Genomic DNA, 26,877 nt, shown 5'->3' with positions numbered 1-26,877 from the left:
GGTTGTTCGAGTAAAAGACTGTAATTTTCGAAACGTTCACCATTTTCAATTTTAGAAATAGCATCTTTTAAGAATTTCATTTGCTCTTCCTGCAGTTTCAGGTGTGAGGGATTCTGTAGAGGACTGCGCCATTGCTTCTTCGGCTGTATAACCCCTGAGGCGGGTAATGGATGGACTCATATAGGTATTCTTCCCATAAATATCCATTGTCCAGATTACATCAGATGCATTTTCAGCCAAAATCCTGAACTTCTCTTCACTTTTTTGCAGTGCTTGTTCAATGATTTTCCGGTTGGTAACATCTCTTCCAATTACCAGTAAACCGGCTCTGTTCCCATATTCATCAAATGAAGGAACTTTAATTACGTCAAAAGTTAATTCAGTGCCATCAGGGCGAGGGATTACTTCATCACCCCTCATTTGCTCTCCCTTCAGCCAGGTAATTTCATCTGATTTTTCGCAATTCAATAGGGCTTCTTTATAGAAATCATTGTATTCAGCCAGTTCGGAATCTTTCTTCCCCCTGTAGTCTACATCAGCTAATTCGAATAATTCAAGATCAAAGGAATTGGCTTCTAACCATCGTCCTTCTCCATCTTTAAAACAAACAATGTCCGGCATGGAGTTAATGAGTGTCCGGAGAGATTTCTCCCTTTCCCTCAGTTTTTCTTCAACCTGTTTGCGGACTGTTATATCGCGCATATGAACAAGAAGAAGGCTTTTATCCCCCATTAATACTTTGGTGAGATTGATGTCAACGGTAAACAGCTCTCCATTCACCCGGCGATGAACCCATTCAAATTGGTGACTCCCTTTCTCATAGGCGTTTTTAACCAATTCAATTGATTTTTCTAAGGAAGCTTGTCCATCAGGCTGGAATTCCGGGGATATTTGAGAAGGACTATATGCTCTAAATTGTTCTTTTGTTTCTAATCCAAGGATTTTTAAAGTAGCTTCATTACAGTCTACAAAATTCAGGTTTTCATCCAGTAATTGAATCGGGTCAGCAGCATTCTCATATAGGAGTCTGAATTTTTCCTCACTTTTCCTTACTATTTCCTCGGTATTCTTACGCTCAGTGATATCACGATGAGTGCCACGGAGCTCAAGTTTTCCGGTTTCCTCATTTAAATAGGCATATGCAGTGATTTCAGCCCAGATAAAGGTTCCATCCTTACAGGGTTGTTTAATTACCTGGGTATGATAAGTGCCTGTATTCTCTATACCTGATGAACAATCATTAATGATTTTCAACATATCCTTCTGCAGCTTTTCCCTGTACTCAGGGGCTACCATGGCATCCATGGTTACTCCCATAATTTCATCGGAAGAAAACCCTACCATACGCTTGGCAGACGGGCTGATATACTTGAATCGCAGGGTTTCAGGATCTAGAATCCAAACCACATCCTTCATGTTTTCAGTGAGCGTACAATATAAATCTGCACTTCTGCGCACCGAAATTTCTGCTTCCTTTCTCCTGGTAATATCCTGGATATAAAACACAAAGTACTCTTTCCTTTGAATTGAGCTATGAATCATTCCAGTAGAAACAGATGCCCAGATATCAGATCCATTCTGATGCCGGTACTTCTGTTCATTATTTGAATGCTGAATCTCTCCGGATGCCAGCCGTTGAAGTAATTCCATTCCATCTTTCCTATCTTCAGGATGAAGAATGTCCTGAAAATTGAGATTCATTAAGTCTTCCTTTGTATACCCCCAGAGATCACAAACTGCATTATTAACAAACATAAATTGACCTTCAAGAGTCATCATACAAACTCCGATGATGGCATTTTCTGAAGCTATCCTGAATAATTCTTCACTTTCAGCCAGCGCAGCCTGTGCTTGTTTACGGGCTGTGATATCTACAAAGGATACATATACATGCTTGAGTGTATTAAGACTATCAGGCCTGACAGATAATTTCAGGATCACATCCTTGTGCTCCCAATTAAAAGTCGATATAGGGATTTCGCATTCAAAGTAAGTTTTTCCTTCTGCAAGTGCAATAATTTCTTCTTTGAATGAAGGCCAGGATTCATCCAGAAATCCTGTCATTATATCATTTAAGATCTCATCTTTTGTTGTAGTATTGAAGAAACGAAGACTCTCGGCATTTATGTCAACTATCTTAATTAACGATGAACAACGAACAATTTCTTCAGGGTGTTTATCAAAATATGCACGATAATCTGTGATTCCTTGTTTCTTGATTTCGTCAAGCAATTCTTTAACTAAAGAAAAATCCTCTTCAAAAATTGGGACAGCTGAGTTTTCAAATAGTGACCTGTATCGTGATTCACTTTGTACAAGAATGGCCTCATAAGCTTCTTTCTCCCTGATAAGCGTTTTCTTTTCAATTGCCCCTTTAATAGCTTCACAAAGACGTTTTAGATTTTGTTTGATAATATAATCATCAGCACCGGATTTCATGCATTCTACAGCCGTTTCTTCATTCACTGAGCCGGTTACGAGAATAAAAGGAACGTTAGGAGCCAGTTCTTGCTGAATCCTCAATGCCTGCATACCATCGAATTCAGGTAATGCATAATCAGAAAGGATTATATCAGGATTAAATTCTCCAATAGCACGAATGAAATCCTCTCTTGTTTCCACCACAAGTTCTGTGAATTCTATTCCACATTTTTTTATCTCCCTGATAATGAGTTCACTGTCAGTCGTGGAGTCTTCAATCATTAAAATACGTAATATTGATACCATCTGGAAGATTTAGGATGAGAATACCAATAATTAATAGACTAAGAGTTAAAAAGTTATATGACTTTCCTGAAGATATTACCTGTAATTTATAAAAGTATAAACTACTGAGAAATAAGGCAAGTGAAAAAGCTTGTTCTGGAAAGAAGAAATACTTGTAAAATAATGATTATAGCTTAATAATGAGTTTCTTTCGATAGAGGATTGTAGCAATCCCTGCCCAAAAACCGGTATAAATCAAAGCCCAGATTAAGGACGCATTCAAAGGATGAAGTCCAATATTGCATAAACCTTTGAAAACCCATGTGTTAAAAGTGAAATTTTGGGATCCGAATACTGGAATTAGCCAAAGAGTCATAATAAGCAGTTCTGATCCAACATAAAGAGCCAGCGGATTCAATCCAAATGCTATTAAAAGATTAAAGTATTTCTTTTTGCCTTCATGATCAATAATTCTGTAGAATAAACCGAGTGTCATTGAAGCTAATCCTGTGGTATAAAGTACATAAGAACTGGTCCAAAGTTTTTTTACCATCGGGAACAATGGACTCCATGCCAGCCCGGCAGCTGTCAGTATGAATCCTATGAAGAAAAGGGTTATGGTTTTCTCATTACTACCGGTTGCTTTGGAAAACAGGAATGCCATCTCTATCCCTAGTATACCGCTGGCTATTGCCGGGAATGTGCTGAGAATCCCTTCCGGATCCATCAGTGGCATCAATGCCCATGTATGTTTTCCAAGAATGGATTGGTCAATCCAGGCTACCCAGTTTGTTTCATATGCAATGGTTGGAAATAGTGAAAGAGGAGATGGAATGTACTCAAGCAGTATCCAATAGCCAAGAAGTATTAACGAAGCAAGAAACAAGCGGGTATGCCGCTTAGAATAGATAAGCAATATTCCACAGGCAAAATTTACAATGGCAATTCGTTGCAAAACACCTGGGATTCTTAATTCAGCCAGGTTGTTAAATGGGAAAGCATTTAATATTAACCCTATCAGGAAAATGATCCCTGAACGTTTAGCAAGGTGGGCAAATAATTCAGAGTTAGTGGCTCCTTTCTGCTTCCTTCGGGTGGTTGACAGATAAAGTGAAAACCCCATGATGAACAGAAAGAAAGGGAAAACAAGGTCAGTAGGTGTGCAGCCGATCCATTCTGCATGTTGTAATGGGGGATAAATAGTACCCCAGTCACCTGGATTATTTACTATGATCATTCCAAGAATAGTCAGACCCCTGAAGGCATCCAGGGAGTTCAGGCGATGGGAAGCTGTCATCTGAATCGGATTAATAAAGCGAAAATACAATAATAGTATAATAATGTACCAATGAAAGTCCCGTATGAAGGGGAATTACCTGACTAAGGTGAATATTCCTTTCCGGTGGATTATCCTGGATTGAGATTCATGTGTTTCATTGTACTTTACAAGGTAAATATAATCACCCATGGAGCAGGGTTCACCTCTGAAAGTCCCGTCCCATCCCCAGCCCGGATCATTACTTTCAAAAATCAGGAGCCCCCATTGGTTGAAAATCTGTAAGCTGTAAGGAGTCAAGGAGTTGCTTTGTGAAATCGGTTTGAAAACATCATTTTTGCCATTTTGGTCAGGTGAAAAAGCATTGGGCAAATATAAGCCCGGTGTGTAATAATAGGACCAGTAAGCTGTGTCGTAGCACCCTTCTGCATTAGAAGCAATCATGATAATTGTATATGAACCTTCCTGGTTATATTTAATTTCCGGTTCAAAAAGTGACGAAGTTTCACCATTCCCAAAATCCCAGGAATACTCAGTAGCACCGTTGGATTGATTGGAAAAGGTCAGCAAACCATTGATGTTATTATAATTGTCAGTGCTTTCAAACAGGCTTTCGGGTGTGGGATTAACCGGAATCAGGGAAGTAATAGAGCCTTTACATCCGAAAAAGTCGGTGATTTCATGCACAAGTGTGTATGTTTGAGCATCTTCAAAAATTATTTTAACCGGATTTCCTTCATAAGTGTTTTGCGAACGGGCTGTTGAAGTCACTTTCCATTTATAGTTTTCAATGAGTGTATCTGCCGGGGTGCTCTGATCTGTAAACAATATTTCCTGGTTTTGACAAGGATTCTCCATAGAAAAATCAGCCTGCGGATGTTCATGAATCTTAACGTCTTTACTGATCGTATCGCTACAACCATATAGATTTGTAGCCACTAATCTCACCGGGAATGTTCCAGTGGTATTAAATATTGCCCTCGATTCAGCAGAAAGCTGCGGATTAACTACGGTTGCATTTACCGGGAACGACCAGTGCCATTGGTTAATATTCTCTCCTACAGAATGATCCGTGAACTGGACTGAATCAGAGATGCAGTTCTGGTAAACACTGAATTCAGCCTGTGGAAGGGGGATTACCCTTATATTATGGGAAGTCTCGGTGTGGCACCCCTGATCTGAACTCACTCTTAAAGTAACATTAAAGTTTCCTTCTGTTTTGAAATTATGAATGACATTGGTTCCATTAACGGATTCAGTATTTCCATCTCCCCAATCCCAGGTTCTGGAAACAATAATAGCGCCCTGAATATGGGATTGATCAGCAAAATTTGCTTCGACACCCAGGCAGGTTGTGCCCAGCACAGGATATTCGAACTCTACTGCCGGGGAGGGTTTAATGATTATGGGTATCAGTGAAGTTCTGGTGCCACAATCAACATTTGTAGTTATTACCTTCAGCGTATCAATACCTGATTCACTCCAGTTGATGTTAACGATATTCAGGTCAGCCGGTCACTGAATGGTTCCTTTCGCACTCAGCCAGCTAATATTTGTATAAGCTCCGTTAACAGCAAACTGGCTGGTACTATTGGCACACACCTGGCCTGGACCAGAAATGGGTGGTGAAAGGTTATTGTAAACAAAGATTGTGAAATTAGTTGAGGGTCCGATACCACATGACTGATTGGAACCTTTCACAGTAAGGCTATAAACTCCCGGTTGAAGAGTATTTGAAAATTGCTTGTAAAGCGTTGTATCAGGTGCTGTTTTCTCAAATGTCATCGAAACGCCTGGCCCGGTTAATTCCCAGATATATTTCTCGGCATGGGGTATACTTTGAGTTCTGAATATTGCTGATTGTCCAAAACATACCTGGTCAGGACCACTAATATGGCCAGTGGATGGACCCATATTGATTGTAAAGGGAAGACTTAAAACCTCGTCAGTGGAATAATACCACCATGAATTGAGGGTATTCTTATCGCCAAGGGTTGATTCTATGGTCCATTCATGACAACCGGAAACAGGAGCACTTTCTTCATAAATGCATCCTAAAGTTGTATTGATTGTTGGATTGGCAGCTGATGGCAATAACAGATCATCCCAGTAAACTTTCATTTTGGAAATGCCGCTTATTGGTATGGGCCTTTGAATATCAACCTTGAATCCTAAGGGATTATCCTCCACATCGAATAAAGGAAGATTTGATAACCCATTGAGGTATCGGATTCTTGCACCAATGATCGTTCCATTTGGAATGGGTTTACCAATGGCACTCATTCCATCCCAGCCGGGCAGAAGTATGTTGGTCCCCTGAACTACCGGGTAGCCTAGTTGTACATCTTCCACCCCAACAGTTCCAGGATTTGAAGGTGGTAAGTCCAACAGGATTTCAATGTTTCCTTTTTTGCTTACATCTGCAGTGAAGATGATTAGGGTGTCGCAATCTGCTGTGATTACATCGAAGCTATTCATTGTGCCCACCTGGCCCGACGGGTAAATCGACGGATCAGGGTCGTTGAGGAAGATTTTGTATTGAGGTGAAACTGTTGCATTTCCTATGATTGAACGTCTGCGTTCACTCCAGTTTCCGGCAGTGCTGCAACCATACTCATTGCTGTAAATTGCCCAGATTCCGCCGGCTAATCCATTGCAATCGAAACTGGTTACAATGCCATCATCCGAATAAATGTAGAAAATGGAATGGGAACTATTCACTTCCGAATCCACATTAGAAGAGCTTAATTGCCAGGTTTTACTCCACAGTCGGCCAGGGAGAGGATTCACTCCCGAAGCAACGGTTATATCAAAGTATTTGAAAACACGGGCTTCAGTTTGTCCCATGGATGGGATCTCAAATTCTATGTAGTAATCACCATTACGGTCTGGTATAATAATCAGAGGACTATATCCCGACAGGTTAGAGCCGGATATTTCAGGACCGGCATTGGCTTCATTCCTGGATTGTATGAATCCGGCCTCTCCCGGTGCATCTGGTAATGTCTTAAGGGAAAAACCTGGCACAATAATATCATCCGGATTCCGAACCTGGAATTTTACGTCTGAAATTATGACAGAAGTATCTTCAAAGTAATTGGTAATTTCTCCAAAACCAAGGTAGATTTTCTCCTTGGTATAATCCTTTATATTAATATTTAACCGGTAAACTTCATCGCATCCCACCAGAGCAAAAGGAATCCTGTAATCGGTTGTATTATTTGTAAGTGAAATACGACAATAAGATTTTAATGGCGCATTAACAGGTTCCAATTGTTTAGTGCCTTCTGCAGATAGACGGGATGAGGAAAAGCAAGTCAAAAGGACCAGGATAAAATACACATCTGCCCACTGTAAAGCAGGTAATAGAAGGGATTTATATGTGAGTCGAATATTCATTGATGAACAGTAAACAAATTTAGTCATCAATTAGATGATTGAGGAGGCCTTTTTTGTTCATTTTTTTTAAATATTCCTTTTAGTAAATTGAAGGTGGGTGATTTGAAGGCTAAACATACCTTTCAAATCATTACTTTTGCCGGTATCAAGTGATATAAATGTCATTAAAGGAAAAGATCTTTAAGGGTAAATCAGCAGATACAGGGAAAGAGATGACCTTCTGGGATCATCTTGGGGAACTGCGTAAGCGACTTGTCAGGATTGTGCTTGCAGTGCTGGTGATGGCTATTGCTGCCTTTTTGAACAGAGATATCATTTTCGACAAAATCATTCTTGCTCCTAAAGACGGGGAGTTTATTACCTATAAATGGTTGTGCCAGCTAGGTGAATGGCTTCATGTTGATTCACTTTGCATGACTGATACCCACATTGAACTCATTAACTTTAATTTATCAGGGCAGTTTACAACCCATATGACCATTTCTATGGTTGCCGGGCTGATTCTGGCAATGCCATACATCTTCTGGCAGCTATGGCAATTCATCAAGCCAGCCCTTTATGAAAAGGAACGGAAGTATGCCCGTTCTGCAGTATTTGTCATGTCATTTCTCTTCCTGGTCGGAATATTATTCTCATATTTTTTCATGGTACCCTGGACATTGAATTTCCTGGGGACCTACCAGGTAAGCACAATGGTTGCTAATCAGATCGCTTTGAGTTCCTATATTAGTACTGTTGTTTCAGTTATCCTTTCGGTAGGACTCGTTTTTGAACTTCCGGTGATCATATTTGTGCTTTCCAAAGTAGGGCTTGTAACACCTGCTTTTCTGATCCGAAACCGGAAATATGCTTTTGTGCTTGTCCTCATTATTGCAGCTATTATTACACCCCCTGATGTTTTCAGCCAGATCATTGTGACTATCCCTCTTTGGGCATTGTATGAGATTAGTATCCTGGTTTCAAAAAAAGTAACGCCAAAAGCCATCGAATAATTAATAGAGATTAGTAATAACCTATATTACAGTCTATTATCTCAATTTTCGGGGCAACTTATCTGACTGATTCCAGCTTTCTTCAAATTTTATTTCGGGGAAATTTATCTTCAGAACACAATTTTGTAACCTTGAAGAAAAGCTTGCGTCAGATGGTGAAAAATAAAGAAATTCAATCATGGAAAAGACTAATCGTTTATACCGTTCAACAACCAGTCGCGTATTCGGTGGTGTTGCGGGAGGAATAGCAGATTATTTCGATGTAGATCCCATTATCATCAGGATGTTATTCTTAGTTATTGCACTTGCAGGTGGGGGTGGAGTCCTCGTTTATATTATCCTTTGGATCGCGATCCCGCCACGACCTATTATGCCACCGTCTTTCAATATGGGAGGCGATACTACCACTCCTCCTCCTCCTCCTCCCGGTTCATCTGAATATTCAGCTGATAGTTCACAATCTTACCAGGCAGAGCCTATGCCTCCCTTTCAATTTGAGAAAGAAAAGAGTACAAGGGGCGGACTTATCGGTGGATTGGTGCTGATTACTTTGGGCTCTATTTTCCTGGCTGATAAACTCATCCCCAGGATTGATTTTGGAGACTTATGGCCTGTCATTCTTGTAGTTGTTGGAGCTGTGCTTATTATCACCAATTTTTCAGAGAAGAAGAAGCAATCATAATTGGATATCCTTCTTAAATCGTTCTGCCTGAAATTACAAGTAGATTTCTTCAAACAAACAAACCCTAACCATACATACAATGAGCTATCGTAAAATATTCTGGGGCATCCTTCTGGTTTTGATAGGCGTCCTGTTCATCCTCAAAAATACCGGTGCCATAAGCTTCAACTGGCATACCATGTGGAATCTCTGGCCGGTAATCCTGATTCTCTGGGGAATTTCTGTAATCCCTATCAAGGATTGGATTAAAGCAGTACTTTCAATTGCTACCATTATTATCACATTTATTGTAGTTCAACAATTTGGTAATAATGACCCCTGGAAATGGAAGTTCAATTACAATGACCGGGATGATAAAATTGATTATGCAGCCCCCATCTCCCAGAATCTCACAGAAGATATGGATTCAGTTGTAAAATACGCTTTACTGAACCTGAATATTGGGGTGGGGGAATTTACAATTAAAGACTCTACCTCCAAGCTTATTGAACTCGACAGGACCGGTTCTCAGGGACATTACTCAATGACCTCTGAAGATAAGGACAGTTTGAGAATTATTAAACTTTCCCTTGATAAAGCTGAATTTAAAGGTGAAGTCAGGAATACGGTTGAGTTGAAATTAAATAAAATTCCAACCTGGGATTTCGAGTTGAATGTTGGAGCAGCTGAAGTAGATTTTGATTTAAGTCCTTACAAAACCCGGAAAATCAATATTCAAGGCGGAGCCTCTGATATAGATATTAAGCTTGGAAGCGAAAGTCCGGAGTCTCATGTGAATGTTGAAGCAGGTGCTGCATCTATTACTGTAAGGGTTCCCAGGGAGGCAGGCTGTGAAATTACCACAAATACTTTCCTGGCCAGCAAGAATTTCAATGACTTCACTAAGATTGATAACCATCATTATAAAACTGAAGGATTCAATTCATCTGCAAAGAAAATTTATATCACGCTGGAGGCAGGAATGGCCAGCATTGATGTTGTCAGGTATTAATCATCCTCAGGAATGCATAGCTGAAAACTGAACTCAGCTATTAGCTAAAAATTCATTTACAAACGAAATCAATTCTTCCGGGGCATCTGCATTTACCCAATGCGTTGCCCCGGGAATTGTTTTTAGCGTCACATTTTGAAATATGCGTTTAATTGTAGGGATATCTTCCTCGATTATATAGTCTGAAAGCCCTCCTTTAATAAATAGTGTAGGTTTCGCAAAGCTTTGATCCGTATTGATTCCATCAAATAAATGATCAAGGTTGTGGTTAATAGCATCAAGGTTGAGCCTCCATGCCAATACTCCTGGCATTTTATAATAAAGGTTCTTTAAAATGAAGAAACGTATCCTTGGGTCAGGCATTTTTTCCTCAAGTATATGCTCTACCTCTGTCCGGGATTTCAAGACTGAAAGGTTTATCGAAAGCATCTGGCTGATTACCTGGGTATGAATACTCCTTTCAGGGTATTTCCTTGGACTTATATCTACAACGACCAGTTTACTCACCATTTCCGGGTGTTCCAATGCGAATGACATAGCAGCTTTCCCTCCCATTGAATGCCCGATCAGTATTGCGTCTTTTATTTGATGCTCTTCCATAAATTCAAAAAGGTCATCTGAGAGGGCAGGGTAGGTATGAACAGTAGCATGCGGGGATTGCCCATGATTCCTTTGATCAGGAATAAATACCGAAAATTTCTCTGCAAAACGTCGGCCTATGGAAACCCAATTATCACTCTGACCAAACAAACCATGAAGAATGATGAGGGGTTTGCCCTCTCCGAAATGCCTGTAAAATAGTTTCATAATAACTGGTATGCAGTCACGTGATTATCATTAAAAGTTGGTACCAACAGTAGTTTTAATTCCGGAATATATTCAATATCAGCTGCATTGATTCCTGAAGAAGTTGTATTTAGAAGAAGCTCCTTCTCAGCCCCCGAATGTGCTTTATATACCGAGCCTTTATAATCGCTAAAAAGGAACATTTCTTTCTCATAGGATTCCAATCCATCAATTGAGCCGGTCTGAGTGAATGCGATTTGTCGTTGCCCCGTGGTTATATCAGCCTTCAGGATTTTACCATCCGCTCCTATAAACAAATACCCCTGGCTATAATATAAACCGTTGCAACCTTTAAGGTCTTCTCCACTTATCCAAACGGTAGCTGTGTCATTATCAATGCGATATATACTTGAAGATTTCATGTCTGAACAAAAAACAGTGCCCTTTTCATCTATATCAATATCGTTCAGGAATTGTGAACCTATTGCAGGATATCTTTTTACGATTTCACCTTTCAGGATATCAATTTTCACAATCTCTGTAATATTACTCACATAGAGAAAGTCTTGAAAGATCCCCATTCCTTTCGGGGCGTCCAGACCTGTAATCCATTTTAAATCAATTATTTGTCCATCTAGCGATAGTTTAGAAATGAACCCGTTTCCATCTTTTTCAGAAGGAATTCCATTAATATTGGAAATATATAAAACCTTCCTGTCGGAATCATACTTAACAGATTCCGGAATCATTAACCCTTCCGGAGATTTCCATTTCTGTTGAATGGATTCATGAAGGAAATTTATTTTCTGCTGGCATTGAAGGGTGGGGACTACAAAAAAAACTGTAATCGCAATGATCCACCATCGTTTCAGTAAGAGAGTTGTGGATTTCATGATGTTCTTATTGATCAATAATCGTTTCACTGATTTGTGTTCCATCTTTATAGATCACTTCTTTCATTTTTTTGCCAGACTCATCCCAGAATAACCATTTCCCTTCTTCAAATCCTTCTTTGAAAATACCTTCCTTCATTTTTGTTCCATTGGGATGATAGAATACCCAGGATCCTGTTTCACGACAATCATTGAATACACCTTCGTTTTCTTTATTCCCGTTTTCATACCAATGAGTAGAAGGTCCATTCATCATACCACCTGAATAAATTTTCTCAAGTTCAAGCTGCCCGTTAGGATACCACTGCCTGTAAGGTCCATTAAAATCACCATTTACATAAGTGATCTCCATGAATTTCTTTCCATCCCCATACCAGGTTGTCTCGATACCTGACAGTTTCCCATTCAGGTAACCCGATTCAACCTGTTTCTGTCCGGGACGAAACCAGTGAACAGCATTTCCGGAGAACGGGGTCTTACTTCCCGATTGATAAGCAAGTCCGTCATGGGTTTCCAGTTGGGTTGCATCAATAATGGTTTGGGAGTAAACACTATATGTAAGAGATACAACGAAAAGGAAAAGAAGGGATTTTGAATGTCTCATTACTTCAATTGTAAAAGGTATGATTGAATAGTTTTCTCAAGTCCGAAATAAAGGGCATCACTAACCAGGGCGTGTCCGATAGAAACTTCAAGAAGTCCGGGGATATTACGTGAGAAATACCAAAGATTATTGAGGTCCAGGTCATGCCCGGCATTTATTCCAAGGCCAGCTTCTATTGCCGCATTGGCAGCTATGATATAAGGTTCAATGGCTGTTTCCCGGTTTATGGGATATAGGCGTGCATAAGATTCGGTGTATAATTCAATCCTGTCAGTGCCTGTTTCAACTGCTGCACGGATTATTTCAACATCCGGATCAACGAAAATAGAGGTTCTGATGCCTTGTGATTTGAATTCAGCAATTACTTCTTTCAGGAAATTCCTGTGTGTTTTCGTATCCCAGCCTGCATTGGATGTAAGTACATCATGTGAATCCGGGACAAGCGTTACCTGGTGGGGCTTAATTTTCAGCACCATCTCAATAAATTGAGGGATCGGATTCCCTTCAATATTGAATTCAGTCCTGATCATTGGGCTGATCTCAAATACATCCTTATACCTGATATGCCTTTCATCCGGCCGTGGATGAACAGTGATGCCTTCGGCTCCGAAAAGCTCACAATCTATAGCTGCTTTCAATACATCCGGCATATTTCCACCCCTGGCATTCCGGATCGTGGCTATTTTATTAATATTTACACTTAACTTTGTCATTGCCAAATCTTCTTTACTGCAAAACTACAAAACACAGGGATAGGATTGAGATACTATTGAAAATGGAAAGGGTTATTTGCTTTTACAGGTTGTTTCTGCTTAAATCTTTACTATTCCTTTATGTTACACTTAAAGAACTCGAGCTATGATTGCCAGGGATTTGATCACCAGAGACGTTCTGAATCTTTCACCAACAGATACAGGATTAACCGCATTGCATTGGTTCGATGAATTTAAAGTGTCACATCTTCCGGTTGTGGATGGAACCAATTACCTCGGACTGGTTACAGAAGACGAGATCTATTCAGCCAACAGCTTTGAGGAAACTTTAGAAAAGCATAACCTTAGCCCAAGTAAAATTGCTGTTTTGCAATCCAACCATGTCTATTCAGTTATCAGTGCATTTGCGGAATTCAAGCTCAGCCTTTTACCTGTGGTAGATGAGAATAATCATTACCTCGGCGTAATAACCCTGACAGGCCTGGTCGAAAATCTTTCAACTATTACAGCTGTCGATAATCCCGGAGGAATCATTGTCCTTGAACTGAATGTAAATGATTTCTCATTAATTGAAATTGCCCAGATCATTGAATCCAATGATGCTCGCTTGTTGAGCTTATATATGAAATCACAGCCCGATTCCCTCCGGGCTGAACTAACACTTAAGTTAAATAAAATGGATATACAGCCAATTATCCAGACTTTTCTGCGCTATAATTACACTATCAAAGCATCTTATTTTGAATCAGATTATTTTGATAGCCTGAGGGAGCGGTACAATATCCTGATGAATTATCTGAATATTTAATCACTCAATGAAACTATCCATGCGGGAATTTGCCAAAGTTCTAAGGATTATTCTTTCAGGCATGGCGTTTTTACTGGTTAATCAAGTTTCATTTGCAATATCCCATCCTTTTGACGCAGATCATCCATGGTTTGTTGTAAATAAAATCTCCTTCCTGGGTAATGCGATTACAAAAGATGTGATCTTATATCGGGAACTGCTTTTTAAAGAAGGCGATACCTTGTATAGCTCCGATTATGAGCAACGGATTGAGCAGTCACGCAAAAATCTCCTCAATACTTCACTGTTCAATTTTGTGTCAATTTATGAGGTAAAAAATGGGAATAGCCTTGATATCCGGATAGAAGTAGTTGAGAGGTGGTACATATGGCCATCACCAATCTTTGAACTCACAGACCGGAATTTTAATTCCTGGTGGAAATCCAGGGATTATTCCAGGGTTAATTATGGGTTTCGTTTGAAATGGAGCAATTTCAGAGGAAGAATGGAAAACCTGGATCTTTTGCTGAGGTTCGGGAAAAACCAGCATTTCTCATTAATTTATTCAATTCCTTATATTGATAAGGCAAAGAAATTAGGTACAGGAATCGAGATGGGATACCTGAACAGGAGAGAAGTGGGCTTTTCCACTATATCAGACCATTTGAAATACCTTTTTGATGAAAACCACCTGCTGAAGCAGATTTATGTTGCATGGCTCATATCCTACAGGAGAAACATTCATGTGATGCATAACCTGTCATTGAAGTATCAGTATGTTTCATTTGCAGATACCTTATTAAAAGCCAATCCGGACTATTTTTACAAGGAGTTTGGTTCTGGCAATTATTTGAGCCTCTATTATAAGCTGAAAGCGGATTACCGGGATGCACGGTATTATCCGCTATCAGGCTGGTATATGGATTTGGAAATACTGAAAGGAGGATTTGGACTGGCTTTCGAAAAGCCGGTTAATCAGTTTTGGATGAAATCAACCTCCCGAATATTTATCCCGATTTCAAAACGCTGGTATTATGGAGGCAGCCTGGTGGGTAAGATATCGGCAAACAAGCATCAGCCCTATTTCCTGATGCAGGGGTTAGGCTATGACCGTGACTATGTGAGGGGTTATGAATACTATGTTATAGATGGTACTCATTACCTTCTGACCCGCAATTCTATCAGGTTTGCCTTGCTTCCGGAAAAGGAAATTACCGTAGGTGCCATCCCTTCTCCAAAATTTGGTAAAATTCATTATGCGGCTTATCTCACAGCATTCGGTGATGCCGGCTATACATGGGCTGATTCCGGAATCGAAAGTGGGAATAAATTGCCTCAGACTTTATTGTTGGGCACAGGTATCGGACTCGACCTCGTTACCTATTATGACAAGGTGTTTCGAATTGAATACTCATTTAACAGATCCGGTGAAAATGGTATCTTTATACACTTTATTGCCGGAATTTGAAATTCAGGAGAAATGAAAATGACAGTTGCAATTTTTGGGAAGGCTTTTAATCAGGATCACCTGGACTATTTCCGCTTATTAATCGGTAAACTGGAAGACTCGGGTTGCAGTCTGATCATTTGGGAATCTTTCTACCAGTTTATCAAGGGAAATATTGTGCTGAACCAGGATATCCGCACATTTAATAACCATGATCAACTCAGGGGGAAGGCTGATTATCTTATTTCAGTAGGTGGAGATGGTACGATGTTGGATGCCGTTCAGATCGTCAGGGATTCAGGGATTCCTATTGTCGGTATTAATTTGGGCCGTATGGGGTTTCTTTCAAGTATCCCGCGTACGGAGATACTTCCCGCAATTTCCGATATCATTGAAGGGCGTTTTACCATAGAGAAAAGAACACTGATAAGTATTGAATCCCCAAAAACTTTATTCGGGGATTTGGGTTTTGCCCTTAATGAACTATCTATCAATAAAAAGGAAACCTCTTCCATGGTAGTTGTCCAGGTTTGGGTTGATGGTTTTTTCCTTAACTCATATTGGGCTGATGGATTGCTGATTGCAACACCCACCGGGTCGACTGCTTATTCACTGAGTTGCAATGGCCCTATCATTACTCCCGATTCCAGCAGTTTTGTCATCACTCCGATTGCTCCGCATAATTTAACTGTCAGACCCGTAGTTATCCCCGACAATTGTGTGATCAGAATTAAGGTTGATGGTCGTGAGAAACAGGCTCTTATAAGGCTAGATTCCAGGATGGCACTGCTTGACCAGGAAACAGACCTGATCATTAAGAAGGCCGGCTTTGAAGTGAATCTTCTACAAAGAAAAAATGAGAATTTCTTTTCAACCCTCCGTGCAAAGCTAAATTGGGGAATGGATATCAGAAACTAGTTGTGATTCAGCTGAATTTACAGCACTTTGATGCATCCGGGATTACAATAAAAGAGCCTTTTCTCAGTTAATTATGAGCATGCATGAATGGATTCATGTGGTGGAAACCATGTAATCCATTTAGATAAAAATAGTACTTTTGCCTGCCCGAAAAATTTATGCGTAAATCCTGTGTTTTTTTTGTGATTTTAATGCTTTGGACTCCAACGCTTTTTGCTCAGCGGACGGGGGATCTAGGCGTTTTTGGAGGGGTGTCCTATTACATGGGAGACCTTAATCCAAAGAAGCTCTTCCTTATGCCAAGACCGGCATATGGGGCATTGTACAGGTATAATATCAATCATCGGATGGCGTTGCAAGCCCATTATTTACATGGCAAAATTGAAGCCAGTGATGCCAGAAGTAAAGCCAATCCATCCAGGAACCTTAATTTTTCATCGCCGGTTGATGAAGTCGGAGTGCAGTTTGAGGTAAATTTCCTGGAGTATTTTATTGGCAGCAAAATGCATTGGTGGACACCCTATATTTTTGGTGGAGGTTCGGTGTTCTTTTTCAAACCTTATGGCAATGTGAATGGTGCCAAGATGGAATTAAAACCTTTGTCAACCGAAGGACAAGGTACCGGCCGTGATCCCTATCGATTATATGCATTTAGTATACCATTCGGAGTTGGTCTAAAAGTAAGTATAAATAAACTTATTGGGGTTGGCGCTGAATGGGGCATGAGGAAAACAACAACTGATTACCTTGATGATGTAAGCACAACCTATTATAAAAACCTGGCGGGTTCAAGTCCATCATCAGCATCTGTAGCGGAAATGGCTTCAGATCCTACTTTGAGTCATAATTCCGGTATGCAGAGAGGAAATTCAAAGGATAAGGATTGGTATTCTTTTGCAGGAATTACTTTGGTTGTTAAGATACGGATGTTGAGCAAGGAACGTTGTCTGGACCATCAGCGAGAAGGATATTAGCATTAAGAATAATTAACACACAGTAAGCCGGGCTGCTAAGTACAAACCCCTATATTTGTCGAGAATGGAGAAAACAAATGATATGCTCGAAAAGGTTGACCGAAACAGGCTTCCTGCGCATATTGCCATCATTATGGACGGAAATGGCAGGTGGGCCCAGCAAAGAGGCGAGCATCGGGTTTTCGGACATCAGAATGGTGTTCAATCTGTAAGAGAAACCGCTGAAGCGGCTGCTGAACTGGGTGTAAGATTTCTCACATTATATGCTTTCTCTACTGAGAACTGGAATCGCCCCAAAGAAGAAGTAAATGCCCTGATGCATTTGTTGGTGATTACCATTAATAATGAGATTAAGACATTAAATGATAACAATATTCGTCTTAGAGCCATGGGTAACCTTCATTGCCTTGATGCTAAGGTAAAAGAGGAATTAAAGGAAGCCCTTGACAAAACCTCTCATAATACCAGGATGGACCTGATTCTTGCTTTAAGTTACAGTGGACGCTGGGAGATAGTTGAAGCTGCCAAAGCAATTGCAAAATCAGTAAAAGAAGGTACCCTCAGCGAAAATAAGATTAATGAAAAATTGTTTTCAACCTACTTAAATATGCCGGATATTCCAGATCCGGAATTAGTAATAAGGACCAGCGGAGAATATAGAATCAGCAATTTCCTTATATGGCAGTCTGCATATTCAGAACTCTATTTCACCCCTAAATTATGGCCGGATTTCAGGAAAAATGATCTTTATGAAGCTATCGTAGATTATCAACACCGGGAGAGGCGTTTTGGCAAGACCAGCGAACAAATTATAAACTGTAAAGGATGACACTGAAGCGAAGCTTTTTTTATTTCCTGCTATTTTTTGCAATATCAATACCGACAGTCGCGCAGATTTCTATTGGTGAAGACCTGCCTGACGTGGAATATGGAGCACCTAAAAGCTATATCATTGGAGGTATCACAGTAACCGGGGTTCAATATCTTGATAATTCAGTACTCGTTACGCTTTCCGGATTAAGAGTAGGTGACAAGGTTGAAATTCCCGGAGAAAAAATTCATACTGCCATCGTTAAGTTATGGGAGCAAGGTCTTTTCGATGACGTAAAAATTAAACTATCCAGAATTCAGGATAACCAGGCTTTCCTTGATATTATTCTGGTTGAACGCCCCCGACTTTCAAAGTTCAGTTTTTCAGGAATCCGTAAAGGAGAAGCTGATGACCTGAGGGAGAAAATCAAACTGGTTGCCGGTGATGTTGTTACTGAAAATCTCCTGGTACGCTCCACAAACATAATTAAGAAACATTACATAGGGAAAGGGTTCTTTGATGTGGAGGTTGATATTAAACAACTTAAAGATACTGCACGGGCAAATTATACCATCCTGAAATTTGACATATCCAAAAATGGTCGTGTCAGGATTGCCAGTATCAATATAGAAGGAAATGAAAAAATGCCTATTCCTTCCCTGAAAAGTTCCATGAAGAAAACAAAGGAACGTGGAGCTTATAAAATACTTACACTTATTCAGGAAGTTCTCTTTGGAGGAGTTGAATATGCATTCACAGGCCGTGCCAAAGAGTATCCTGATTTTGTAAAGACCACTGTCGATAATAATTTCAGATTCAGAATTTTCAAATCGTCCAAGTTTATCCAGGAAGATTATGATGAAGATAAACTGAACCTGATCAGGAAATTTAATGATAATGGTTACCGTGATGCCCAATTATTGAAGGATAGCATATATAAAGTTGGGAACGGACTTATTAATATTGATCTTTCTGTTGTAGAAGGCAGGAAATATTATCACAGGGATATCAGTTTCGTTGGAAATACAAAGTATACTGCTGATGAACTGGCATTACTGCTTGGTATCAGGAAAGGTGACATTTTCAGGCAGGATCAGCTGGAAGCTGCTTTACAGTTCAACCCCAATGGAGTTGACCTCATGAGCCTGTTTGTTGATGACGGTTATCTTACTTGCCAGATCGAGCCTATTGAATTGAATGTAGAGAATGACTCCATTGATATACAGATCAGGATCAGGGAAGGGAAGCAGATGACCATCAACCAGGTTATAGTGAAAGGAAACACCCGAACCAATGATCATGTAATCATCCGTGAATTATATTCGGTGCCTGGCAGGTTATTCAGTCGTTCGGATATACTCAGGAGCAGGACTTCACTTGCCCAGATGAAGTATTTTGATCCGGAAAAAATTGATATTCAAACACCTAATATTAACCCTGCTGATGGAACTGTTGATGTACTCTATGGAGTGGAAGAAACCTCTTCTGACCAGCTTGAACTTAGTGGTGGATGGGGTTATGGAAGGCTGATCGGCACGCTTGGAGTGTCATTTAATAACTTCTCAGCGAGAAATTTCTTTAATAAAGGTGCTTGGCAACCTGTGCCTTCAGGTGATGGGCAGAAATTATCATTGAGGATGCAATCTTACGGTAAAGGATACCTTAGTTTCAGTACTTCGTTCACTGAACCATGGCTAGGGGGAAAGAGGCCTCAGCAATTAAGTGTATCAGCTTATGTATCTGCATTTAATAATGGATTGGCTACCTCATCAGCCAGTTATTATTCGTATAACATTACCGGTATGTCGGTTGTTTTTTCAAGAAGGCTGAACTGGCCCGATAATTATTTCAATCTTTCAAACAGTATCAGTTATCAGAGGTATAAGCTTAAAAACTATACTTCTCTTGGTACTACGATTGATGGAAACGGAAATTATCATAATCTTTCCTATACAGTTTCCCTGGGCCGTTATTCAACCGATGCCACGATTTATGCCAGGTCCGGTTCTGAGGTTAATTTCTCACTCGAATTCACACCACCTTATTCATTGGTAGCAAAGGAAAAATACCGTACCATGGATGAAAAGGATAAGTACAGACTCGTGGAATTTCATCAATGGAAATTTATGGGCACCTTCTATAAGCAGATTGTAGGCGACCTGGTGCTCATGGCCCGTACCAAATCCGGTTTTCTTGGAAAATATAATAATGACCTTGAAGTTACTCCATTCAACAGGTACTTCATGGGTGGCGATGGGATGACCGGTTATTCAGCCATTGATGGCAGGCAATTGGTAGGTTTCCGTGGGTATGCCAACGAAAGTATGACACCAAACTCTTACCTGAGCCAATCAACAGGAGGTATCATTTACAATAAGAATACCCTTGAATTGAGGTATCCTCTTTCACTGAATCCAAATTCCACAATTTATGGGATGGCATTTGTGGAAGCTGGAAATGCATGGTTGAAATTCAGGGATTATAGTCCTTTCGACCTTAAACGTTCTGCCGGGGTTGGGGTGCGTGTTTTCCTCCCGATGTTCGGATTATTAGGGCTTGATTGGGGATATGGTTTTGACGCTATTCCAGGCGTTCCCACAGCAAATAAGGGTCAATTCCATTTTTCAATTAACTCATCTATTGATTAATAACACTTTGATTTGGCAGGCTTTTTGCAGCATTGCTACGATAATTCAAAGAAATTAATAATTCTCACAACAACAACTGTTATGAAAAAGATCCTTTTGATCACCTTAAGTCTGCTTTTGAGTGCCGGAATTTCTATGGCTCAGAAGTATGCCTTCGTCGATACTGACTATATTCTCGATAATATTCCTGAATATGCCGATGCACAAACTACCCTGGACGAATTGTCTGTTCAATGGCAGAAAGAAATAGAAACAAAATTCGCAGAAATTGATAAGATGTATAAAGCTTTTCAGAATGAAGCTGTTTTGTTGCCGGAGGATATGAAGAAGAAACGTGAAGAAGATATTGTAAAAAAAGAAAGATGCCAAAGACCTGCAGAAGAAGCGTTTTGGTAAGGATGGTGATTTATTCAAAAAGCGCCAGGAATTGGTGAAACCCATTCAGGATAAAATATATACTGCAATAGAAGGGATTGCTACCGATGATAATTATGCCGTTGTGTTTGATAAAGCCAATAATGCCACATTAATCTATACCAATCCGAAATATGATATCAGTGAACAGGTATTGGATAAACTGGGTTATACCTACAAACAAAAGGAAAGTCCCAAAGGCGGATCTGACAAAGGGAGCTCTGACAGCAAAAAATAGTAGGAGGTTACAGCAGGGCATTTTCAATTGAAATGAAATTGTTTACCTTTGCGCCTCATTTTAGTTAACCATTTATTTAGAAAATGATGAAGAACTTAGTAAAAGTAATTGCCATTGTAGTATTGGTTGGTTTTACGTCCCTTGCTTACGCACAAAAGAGTCCGAAATTTGGTCATGTTGATTTTGGTAAACTGATCGAACAAATGCCAGGTCAGGATACTGTTAGAACTGCTATGAACAAGTATGCTCAGACTTTGCAGGATACTTATGGAGCAATGCAGACTGAACTCCAGACCAAAATTGATGAATACACCCGTAACAAGGAAACAATGTCTGCTATTATTAAGCAGACCAAGGAAAAGGAAATTGGTGATCTTCAATCGAGGATGGAATCATTCCAGGGCTCAGCTCAGCAGGACATTGCTGATCAGGAAACCAAACTAACGACTCCGTTTATTGATAAAGCTAAGAAAGCTATTCAGGATGTCGCTAAGGAGAATGGATTTACCTATATTTTTAACAACGTGGAAGGCTTCCTGCTTTATAATGAAGGTGGAGAAGATATTATGCCGCTTGTAAAGAAAAAGATGGGTATCCTGTAAAAAGGAAATGATAAAAAAAAACTCCGGTTCATCACCGGAGTTTTTTTTTAGTTTCTCCTGCCTGCGAAAATTGAAATATAGTAGAGCAATGTTGCCAAAGAGGCCAATGCTGCTACTACATAGGTATAAGCAGCCCATTTAAGCGCATCTTTTGCATATTCCTTTGTTTCCATAGTAGTGATCCCACTATTGGATAACCAGGCAATAGCCCTTTTGCTTGCATCTATTTCAACGGGTAATGTAATGAAACTGAAAAGCGTTGTCAGTGCAAACAGAATAATGCCTGCAAGCAAAAGTGAGGGAAAAGTGTTCACCAGGAGTATTCCGGCCAACAGCACCCATTGAATCCAGTTGCTTGCAAAACTTACGACCGGAACAAGAGCACTTCTCAGTTGCAGAAAACTATAGGCCTGGGCATGCTGAACTGCATGACCGCATTCATGCGCTGCAACAGCAGCTGCAGAAATACTGCTTCGGTTATATACATCCGGGCTGAGGTTAACAGTTTTTGTCTGGGGATTATAGTGATCACTCAACTGACCTTCAACGGAGACTACCTGAACATCGAAAATGCCATTTTCCCTTAGCATTTTAAGAGCGATATCCTTACCAGTCAATCCCAGGTTAACAGGGATTTGAGAATACTTGCGGAATTTTGACTTCAGTACCTGGCCAATGAGAAGGCTGAGTCCCATGAAGACAATAAAAATCAGAATGTACATCTTTGTTTATTATTGGTTTGATTACATTGATCAAACAGCTTGCCATAAACAAAGCCTGGACAATTTGTCAGTACTTATGATTTATTCAGTAATGGGCTGAATGGAAGGATCATGCCAGCTGGCATACATGGTATAACTCTTTGATATCCTGTTTACCTGGCCTTCGAGGAGGGACGGGTCCATACTCTTGATTTTTTTTGCAGGGACCCCGGCATAAACTGAACCGGATTCAATCAAGGTGCCTTGTGAAACAACTGCTCCTGCTGCAATAATGGAATTACTTTCCACAACAACACCATCCATAAGAATAGCTCCCATTCCAACCAGTACATTATCATGAATGGTGCATCCATGAATAATTGCTGCATGGGCGATAGAGACATTATTGCCAATAGTGACAGGAGCCTTCTGGTAGGTACAGTGAATGATGGCACCATCCTGGATATTCACATTATTGCCGATATGAATAAAATGAACATCCCCCCTGATCACTGCATTAAACCATACGCTGCAGTTATCTCCCATTTCCACTTCACCAACAATGGTAGCATTTTCGGCGATATAACAGTTTTTACCTATTTTAGGTTCTATTCCTTTGACTGCGCGAATGATTGGCATGGATCTTTGTTTTACTGTTGATTAGGCATGAATTAAAAGACTGTTTGTCAACTCAATCTTCCGGATTGAAGTAAATCGTTCCTTTTTCATTGGCTTTAGGGTAGTCGATGGAGAAATGCAAACCCCTGCTTTCTTTTCTTTCCTTAGCCATTCTAATGATGAGGTCAGCGACTTTTATCAGGTTCCGAACCTCACAGATTTTCTCTATCAGTATTGATTTTTTGTAGAGCATTTCAGTTTCCCTGTTGAGAATATCCAGGCGTTCGGAAGCTCTCTGCAAACGAAGGTTAGAACGAACAATCCCGACATAATTGGTCATAATCCCCTGCAGTTCTTTAAGCGTTTGAGTAATAAGAACCATCTCCTCATTCATTACCGTACCTTCTGCATTCCAATCGGGAATTTCTTCACAGAAATCGATCTCATCTAATATACTCGAAGAGTGTTCCACGGCTCTATGAGAAAATACAAGAGATTCCAGCAGGGAATTGGATGCAAGACGATTTGCTCCATGCAGACCGGTAGAAGCACATTCCCCGGAAGCATAGAGGTTTTGAATGGTACTTCTTCCCCATTCATCTACCTTGATCCCACCACAAACATAGTGAGCTGCGGGAACTACAGGGATCATGTCGCGGGTCATATCTATCCCGATGCTCAGACACTTTGCAAAAACACCCGGGAAATGACTCATTAATTCTTCTTTTGGCAGGTGGCGTGCATCCAAATAAAGGTGATCCTCCCCGCTGATTTTCAGTTCATTGTCAATGGCACGTGCAACGATATCCCTTGGTGCCAGTGAAAGCCTTGTATCATACTTTTGCATGAACTCATCCCCGTTGATATCTCTCAATACGGCTCCAAACCCTCTGAGTGCTTCGGTGATAAGGAAGGAGGGTTTTTCAGAAGGATGATAAAGTGAAGTAGGATGAAATTGAATAAATTCCATTTTCTCAAGAATCCCTTTAGCCCTGTATACCATTGCGATGCCATCACCTGTTGCAATCGACGGATTGGTGGTTGTTGCATACACATTCCCGGCTCCGCCTGATGCCATTAGTGTGACTTTGGCCAGTACGGTATCGATCTGGTTGTTATTCTTATTCAAGACATAAGCACCGTAGCAGGTAATTCCGGGTGACCTCCTGTTAACTTCCACACCTAAATGATGCTGGGTGATCAGGTCGACGGTGAAAAAGTTTTCCAGTATTTCAATGTTTGAATTTTCACGGACCTTGTTTAGAAGGGTTCGTTCAATTTCAAGGCCTGTTTGGTCTTTATAATGCAACACCCTGAATTCGGAATGGCCTCCTTCTTTAGCCAGGTCAAAACGTCCACTTTCATTTTTGTCGAACTGAACTCCGTATTCAACGAGCTCTTTCACTCTTTCAGGAGCTTCGGTGATGGTGATCCTGACAATTCTTTCATCATTCAGGTCATCACCTGCAATCAGGGTATCTTTAATATGCTTTTCGTAGGAATCAGGTGTATAAGTCACAGCAGCAATCCCTCCTTGAGCATATTTGGTTGCAGATTCCTCAGCCTTATTCTTTGTAACGATACATACCTTCCCGTACCTGGAAGCCTTTAAAGCAAAACTTAATCCGGCTATCCCACTTCCAATTACCAGGAAGTCCACATGTTTTCTCATTTTTCTGTCTTCGTTTGAATTACAAAGGTATGAATTCTGGAAAGCATCTATAAACGAAGTTCTGCATAGATGGAAGAACATATAACATTGAAAAAAGCAGGATTATGACTTTTTCAAACCGGAGGAGATCTTTCCAGCTATGGAATGAAGTAAATAAATATCTTTTTCATTCAGGAGAGCCATTCTTTCCAATAGTTTATACCGGACCAGGTCACCTTCTGGCATTTCCAATGCATCCAGAAGTACTTCCGTTTTCTTTTTCAGGATATTCCAACTTTGTTCATTCGGTTTCCCGGGAGCTTTCCGTGTCTTTTTCCCTGCCAGTACTGATAGTTCGTAGGCATAAACCATTACAGCCTGCGACAGGTTCAGAGAAGGGTATTTTGTGGCCATTGAGATGGTGGAGAGGATATCACACTGATTGGCATCTTCGTTGCTAAGGCCGCTTTCTTCACTGCCAAATACCACTGCTGTTTGAGAAACTGATTTTCCTTTGGAAGAAATCAAGCCTGGTATATCACTTAATAATACAAACCTGTTCCGGATTGTCCTTCTCCGGGCAGTTGTACCAATCACAAAATCAATATCTGTCAAAGCTTCTTTTAATGATGAAAATACTTTTGCATTCTCAAGCACCTCATTTGAAGCATGGGCGAGCATCCTGGCTTCTTTTGAAAGATGGTCGCAGGGATTAACAAGCCGCAGCTCACTGAATCCCATCGTTTTCATTGCACGGGCTGCAGCACCCACATTGGCTGGAACAGCAGGATTGACCAGGATGAAAATTATCTGCATGATTTTTCGAAAGTTTGGGTAGCTTAAAAATTTAAGTGCCGGGGTGCCGAGGTGCCAAGGTGCCGGGTGCTGAGTGCTGAGTGCTGGGTGCCAAAGTGAGTGCCGAGTGCCGAGTGCCGGGGTGCCAAGGTGCCAAGGTGCCGGGTGCCGGGTGCCAGGAGAACAATCAAAATCTAAATTCCGCCAGTTGGCGGACCAAGTCCCAAGATCCATCCGCCAGTTGGCGGACCCAATTCCAAAATCAAAGCCAAAGGCTCCCCCTTCGGGAAATTGTCGAATTGTCGAATTGCCGAATTATCGAATTATCGAGCCAAAGGCTTCCCTTCGGGAAATTCTCATATTCCGACATTCAAAATCCATCCGCCAGCTGGCGGACCGACATCCAAAATCCGACATTAGACATTAGACATCCGACATTAGACATCCGACATTAGACATCCGCCATAGACTTTCTTCCTATACATAGGTGATTTCATCAACCCCATTTTATTCAGGAAATGAACCAGGGAGGTTTTCAGAACGCCTATGGCATAAACCGTACTTCGGGAGAGGTTTATAGAGGATGCATCCTTGAAATACTTGGTTGGACAGGTTACTTCAGCCACCTGGAATCCCGCATAGATGATCTGGGACATCATCTGGTTATCAAAAACAAAATCATCACTATTGGCATGATAGTCAATAGTTGTGAGGACCTTTTTTGAGAATGCCCGATACCCGGTATGGTATTCTGATAATTTCTGATTTACAAGAATATTCTGAATGAGTGTTAAGCCGCGATTTGCGATGTATTTTATCATAGGCATACCACCTCTTAGGGCACCATTTCCAAGGATCCTTGATCCCAGAACTACAGGGTATACCTCATTGGCGATCAAATACGCCATGCTGTGGATAAGCTTTGGAGTATACTGATAATCAGGATGTAGCATGATGACAATATCACCTCCTAATTCGAGAGCTGTATCATAGCAGGTTTTCTGATTACCACCATAGCCTTTGTTTTTTTCATGGCGGATCACATGTTTGATACCCAGAGACGTTGCCTTGTCTACCGTGTTATCGCGGCTCAGATCATCGACCAATACGACCTCATCAACGATATCAAATGGAATTTCGCTATAAGTTTGTTCCAGGGTTTTTTCTGCATTATAGGCTGGTAAAACAATCACCAGTTTCTTGCCAATTATCATTTCTTCAGTGTCTTTAT

General features: G+C 40.5%; 23 protein-coding genes and 1 pseudogene. 11 read left to right on the top strand and 13 right to left on the bottom strand.

Features of this window, described 5'->3' with window-relative positions; genetic code table 11:
• Window positions 1-51 precede the first annotated feature (51 nt).
• The 4 genes from IPH84_20230 to IPH84_20215 form a co-directional block, all read right to left on the bottom strand.
• Window positions 52-2,727, bottom strand: a complete 2,676-nt coding sequence (locus tag IPH84_20230) for a PAS domain S-box protein (GenBank protein MBK7175487.1) — start codon at window positions 2,725-2,727, stop codon at window positions 52-54.
• 166 nt (window positions 2,728-2,893) lie between these two features.
• Entirely contained in the window at window positions 2,894-4,003 is a 1,110-nt protein-coding gene (locus IPH84_20225; protein ID MBK7175486.1) for a DUF1624 domain-containing protein, read from the bottom strand.
• Between the two features lie 75 nt (window positions 4,004-4,078).
• On the bottom strand, window positions 4,079-5,347 hold the full coding sequence (locus tag IPH84_20220; GenBank protein ID MBK7175485.1) for a PKD domain-containing protein: 1,269 nt from the start codon (window positions 5,345-5,347) through the stop codon (window positions 4,079-4,081).
• A 150-nt stretch (window positions 5,348-5,497) separates the two neighbouring features.
• A complete protein-coding gene (locus tag IPH84_20215) occupies window positions 5,498-7,408 on the bottom strand; it encodes a hypothetical protein (protein MBK7175484.1) in 1,911 nt (636 codons plus the stop codon).
• Window positions 7,409-7,539: 131 nt separating this feature from the next.
• Here IPH84_20215 and tatC point away from each other — a divergent pair, with 131 nt between their 5' ends.
• From tatC to IPH84_20200, 3 genes are all read left to right on the top strand, one after another.
• Complete coding sequence (gene tatC, locus IPH84_20210; GenBank protein MBK7175483.1) at window positions 7,540-8,373, top strand: twin-arginine translocase subunit TatC; 834 nt, start codon at window positions 7,540-7,542, stop codon at window positions 8,371-8,373.
• Between the two features lie 178 nt (window positions 8,374-8,551).
• Window positions 8,552-9,055, top strand: coding sequence for a PspC domain-containing protein (locus IPH84_20205; GenBank protein ID MBK7175482.1), 504 nt, complete (start codon window positions 8,552-8,554; stop codon window positions 9,053-9,055).
• 79 nt (window positions 9,056-9,134) lie between these two features.
• Window positions 9,135-10,046, top strand: coding sequence for a hypothetical protein (locus tag IPH84_20200; GenBank protein ID MBK7175481.1), 912 nt, complete (start codon window positions 9,135-9,137; stop codon window positions 10,044-10,046).
• Between the two features lie 33 nt (window positions 10,047-10,079).
• Here IPH84_20200 and IPH84_20195 read toward each other — a convergent pair whose 3' ends face one another.
• The 4 genes from IPH84_20195 to IPH84_20180 are packed head-to-tail and all read right to left on the bottom strand — an operon-like array spanning window position 10,080 to window position 13,042.
• Entirely contained in the window at window positions 10,080-10,853 is a 774-nt protein-coding gene (locus IPH84_20195) for an alpha/beta fold hydrolase (GenBank protein MBK7175480.1), read from the bottom strand.
• On the bottom strand, window positions 10,850-11,725 hold the full coding sequence (locus IPH84_20190) for an ATP/GTP-binding protein (protein MBK7175479.1): 876 nt from the start codon (window positions 11,723-11,725) through the stop codon (window positions 10,850-10,852). Before IPH84_20190 ends, IPH84_20195 begins: the two co-directional genes overlap by 4 nt.
• Before the next feature lie 7 nt (window positions 11,726-11,732).
• Window positions 11,733-12,329 carry a toxin-antitoxin system YwqK family antitoxin gene (locus tag IPH84_20185; GenBank protein MBK7175478.1) on the bottom strand — a complete coding sequence of 199 codons (597 nt, stop codon included), beginning with the start codon at window positions 12,327-12,329 and terminating at the stop codon, window positions 11,733-11,735.
• Window positions 12,329-13,042, bottom strand: coding sequence for a pyridoxine 5'-phosphate synthase (locus IPH84_20180; GenBank protein ID MBK7175477.1), 714 nt, complete (start codon window positions 13,040-13,042; stop codon window positions 12,329-12,331). The genes IPH84_20185 and IPH84_20180 overlap by 1 nt, the downstream gene beginning before the upstream one ends.
• A 160-nt stretch (window positions 13,043-13,202) precedes the next feature.
• Here IPH84_20180 and IPH84_20175 point away from each other — a divergent pair, with 160 nt between their 5' ends.
• The 8 genes and pseudogenes from IPH84_20175 (at window position 13,203) to IPH84_20140 (ending at window position 21,881) form a co-directional block, all read left to right on the top strand.
• Window positions 13,203-13,850 carry a CBS domain-containing protein gene (locus IPH84_20175; GenBank protein ID MBK7175476.1) on the top strand — a complete coding sequence of 216 codons (648 nt, stop codon included), beginning with the start codon at window positions 13,203-13,205 and terminating at the stop codon, window positions 13,848-13,850.
• Window positions 13,851-13,857: 7 nt separating this feature from the next.
• The gene (locus tag IPH84_20170) at window positions 13,858-15,297 is read left to right on the top strand and encodes a hypothetical protein (GenBank protein MBK7175475.1); all 1,440 of its coding nucleotides are present in this window, start codon (window positions 13,858-13,860) and stop codon (window positions 15,295-15,297) included.
• A gap of 18 nt (window positions 15,298-15,315) precedes the next feature.
• Window positions 15,316-16,194, top strand: a complete 879-nt coding sequence (locus tag IPH84_20165) for an NAD kinase (protein MBK7175474.1) — start codon at window positions 15,316-15,318, stop codon at window positions 16,192-16,194.
• A 158-nt stretch (window positions 16,195-16,352) separates the two neighbouring features.
• Complete coding sequence (locus IPH84_20160; protein ID MBK7175473.1) at window positions 16,353-17,168, top strand: hypothetical protein; 816 nt, start codon at window positions 16,353-16,355, stop codon at window positions 17,166-17,168.
• Between the two features lie 82 nt (window positions 17,169-17,250).
• The gene (locus IPH84_20155; protein ID MBK7175472.1) at window positions 17,251-17,997 is read left to right on the top strand and encodes an isoprenyl transferase; all 747 of its coding nucleotides are present in this window, start codon (window positions 17,251-17,253) and stop codon (window positions 17,995-17,997) included.
• Entirely contained in the window at window positions 17,994-20,627 is a 2,634-nt protein-coding gene (locus tag IPH84_20150; GenBank protein MBK7175471.1) for a BamA/TamA family outer membrane protein, read from the top strand. The genes IPH84_20155 and IPH84_20150 overlap by 4 nt, the downstream gene beginning before the upstream one ends.
• An 81-nt stretch (window positions 20,628-20,708) precedes the next feature.
• Window positions 20,709-21,279, top strand: a pseudogene (locus IPH84_20145) (OmpH family outer membrane protein).
• An 86-nt stretch (window positions 21,280-21,365) separates the two neighbouring features.
• Window positions 21,366-21,881 carry an OmpH family outer membrane protein gene (locus IPH84_20140; GenBank protein ID MBK7175470.1) on the top strand — a complete coding sequence of 172 codons (516 nt, stop codon included), beginning with the start codon at window positions 21,366-21,368 and terminating at the stop codon, window positions 21,879-21,881.
• A gap of 47 nt (window positions 21,882-21,928) precedes the next feature.
• Here IPH84_20140 and IPH84_20135 read toward each other — a convergent pair whose 3' ends face one another.
• The 5 genes from IPH84_20135 to IPH84_20115 all read right to left on the bottom strand — a co-directional run bounded on the left by IPH84_20135 (window position 21,929) and on the right by IPH84_20115 (window position 26,860).
• Window positions 21,929-22,603 (bottom strand): zinc metallopeptidase, encoded by a 675-nt coding sequence (locus tag IPH84_20135; protein MBK7175469.1) that lies wholly within the window; start codon window positions 22,601-22,603, stop codon window positions 21,929-21,931.
• 81 nt (window positions 22,604-22,684) lie between these two features.
• Entirely contained in the window at window positions 22,685-23,221 is a 537-nt protein-coding gene (locus tag IPH84_20130; protein MBK7175468.1) for a gamma carbonic anhydrase family protein, read from the bottom strand.
• 52 nt (window positions 23,222-23,273) lie between these two features.
• On the bottom strand, window positions 23,274-24,872 hold the full coding sequence (gene nadB / locus IPH84_20125; GenBank protein MBK7175467.1) for an L-aspartate oxidase: 1,599 nt from the start codon (window positions 24,870-24,872) through the stop codon (window positions 23,274-23,276).
• A gap of 102 nt (window positions 24,873-24,974) precedes the next feature.
• A complete protein-coding gene (locus tag IPH84_20120) occupies window positions 24,975-25,667 on the bottom strand; it encodes a tRNA/rRNA methyltransferase (GenBank protein ID MBK7175466.1) in 693 nt (230 codons plus the stop codon).
• A 416-nt stretch (window positions 25,668-26,083) separates the two neighbouring features.
• The gene (locus tag IPH84_20115; GenBank protein MBK7175465.1) at window positions 26,084-26,860 is read right to left on the bottom strand and encodes a glycosyltransferase family 2 protein; all 777 of its coding nucleotides are present in this window, start codon (window positions 26,858-26,860) and stop codon (window positions 26,084-26,086) included.
• Window positions 26,861-26,877 lie beyond the last annotated feature (17 nt).

It is taken from the genome of Bacteroidales bacterium (genome assembly GCA_016707785.1).
In the GTDB taxonomy this organism is placed as follows: Bacteria; Bacteroidota; Bacteroidia; order Bacteroidales; family UBA4417; genus UBA4417.
This window is presented reverse-complemented; position numbering and strand designations above follow the sequence as displayed.

What these genes read in the sequence shown, in the direction of transcription:
- IPH84_20170 (MBK7175475.1), top strand. Translation starts at nt 13,858, where the DNA reads ATGAAACTATCCATGCGGGAATTTGCCAAAGTTCTAAGGATTATTCTT.
- IPH84_20225 (MBK7175486.1), bottom strand. Translation starts at nt 4,003, where the DNA reads ATGACAGCTTCCCATCGCCTGAACTCCCTGGATGCCTTCAGGGGTCTG.
- IPH84_20200 (MBK7175481.1), top strand. Translation starts at nt 9,135, where the DNA reads ATGAGCTATCGTAAAATATTCTGGGGCATCCTTCTGGTTTTGATAGGC.
- IPH84_20195 (MBK7175480.1), bottom strand. Translation starts at nt 10,853, where the DNA reads ATGAAACTATTTTACAGGCATTTCGGAGAGGGCAAACCCCTCATCATT.
- IPH84_20140 (MBK7175470.1), top strand. Translation starts at nt 21,366, where the DNA reads ATGAAGAACTTAGTAAAAGTAATTGCCATTGTAGTATTGGTTGGTTTT.
- IPH84_20230 (MBK7175487.1), bottom strand. Translation starts at nt 2,727, where the DNA reads ATGGTATCAATATTACGTATTTTAATGATTGAAGACTCCACGACTGAC.
- IPH84_20190 (MBK7175479.1), bottom strand. Translation starts at nt 11,725, where the DNA reads ATGAAATCCACAACTCTCTTACTGAAACGATGGTGGATCATTGCGATT.
- IPH84_20115 (MBK7175465.1), bottom strand. Translation starts at nt 26,860, where the DNA reads ATGATAATTGGCAAGAAACTGGTGATTGTTTTACCAGCCTATAATGCA.
- IPH84_20130 (MBK7175468.1), bottom strand. Translation starts at nt 23,221, where the DNA reads ATGCCAATCATTCGCGCAGTCAAAGGAATAGAACCTAAAATAGGTAAA.
- IPH84_20120 (MBK7175466.1), bottom strand. Translation starts at nt 25,667, where the DNA reads ATGCAGATAATTTTCATCCTGGTCAATCCTGCTGTTCCAGCCAATGTG.
- IPH84_20185 (MBK7175478.1), bottom strand. Translation starts at nt 12,329, where the DNA reads ATGAGACATTCAAAATCCCTTCTTTTCCTTTTCGTTGTATCTCTTACA.
- tatC (MBK7175483.1), top strand. Translation starts at nt 7,540, where the DNA reads ATGTCATTAAAGGAAAAGATCTTTAAGGGTAAATCAGCAGATACAGGG.
- IPH84_20150 (MBK7175471.1), top strand. Translation starts at nt 17,994, where the DNA reads ATGACACTGAAGCGAAGCTTTTTTTATTTCCTGCTATTTTTTGCAATA.
- IPH84_20160 (MBK7175473.1), top strand. Translation starts at nt 16,353, where the DNA reads ATGCGTAAATCCTGTGTTTTTTTTGTGATTTTAATGCTTTGGACTCCA.
- IPH84_20135 (MBK7175469.1), bottom strand. Translation starts at nt 22,603, where the DNA reads ATGTACATTCTGATTTTTATTGTCTTCATGGGACTCAGCCTTCTCATT.
- IPH84_20165 (MBK7175474.1), top strand. Translation starts at nt 15,316, where the DNA reads ATGACAGTTGCAATTTTTGGGAAGGCTTTTAATCAGGATCACCTGGAC.
- IPH84_20215 (MBK7175484.1), bottom strand. Translation starts at nt 7,408, where the DNA reads ATGACTAAATTTGTTTACTGTTCATCAATGAATATTCGACTCACATAT.
- nadB (MBK7175467.1), bottom strand. Translation starts at nt 24,872, where the DNA reads ATGAGAAAACATGTGGACTTCCTGGTAATTGGAAGTGGGATAGCCGGA.
- IPH84_20180 (MBK7175477.1), bottom strand. Translation starts at nt 13,042, where the DNA reads ATGACAAAGTTAAGTGTAAATATTAATAAAATAGCCACGATCCGGAAT.
- IPH84_20205 (MBK7175482.1), top strand. Translation starts at nt 8,552, where the DNA reads ATGGAAAAGACTAATCGTTTATACCGTTCAACAACCAGTCGCGTATTC.
- IPH84_20155 (MBK7175472.1), top strand. Translation starts at nt 17,251, where the DNA reads ATGCTCGAAAAGGTTGACCGAAACAGGCTTCCTGCGCATATTGCCATC.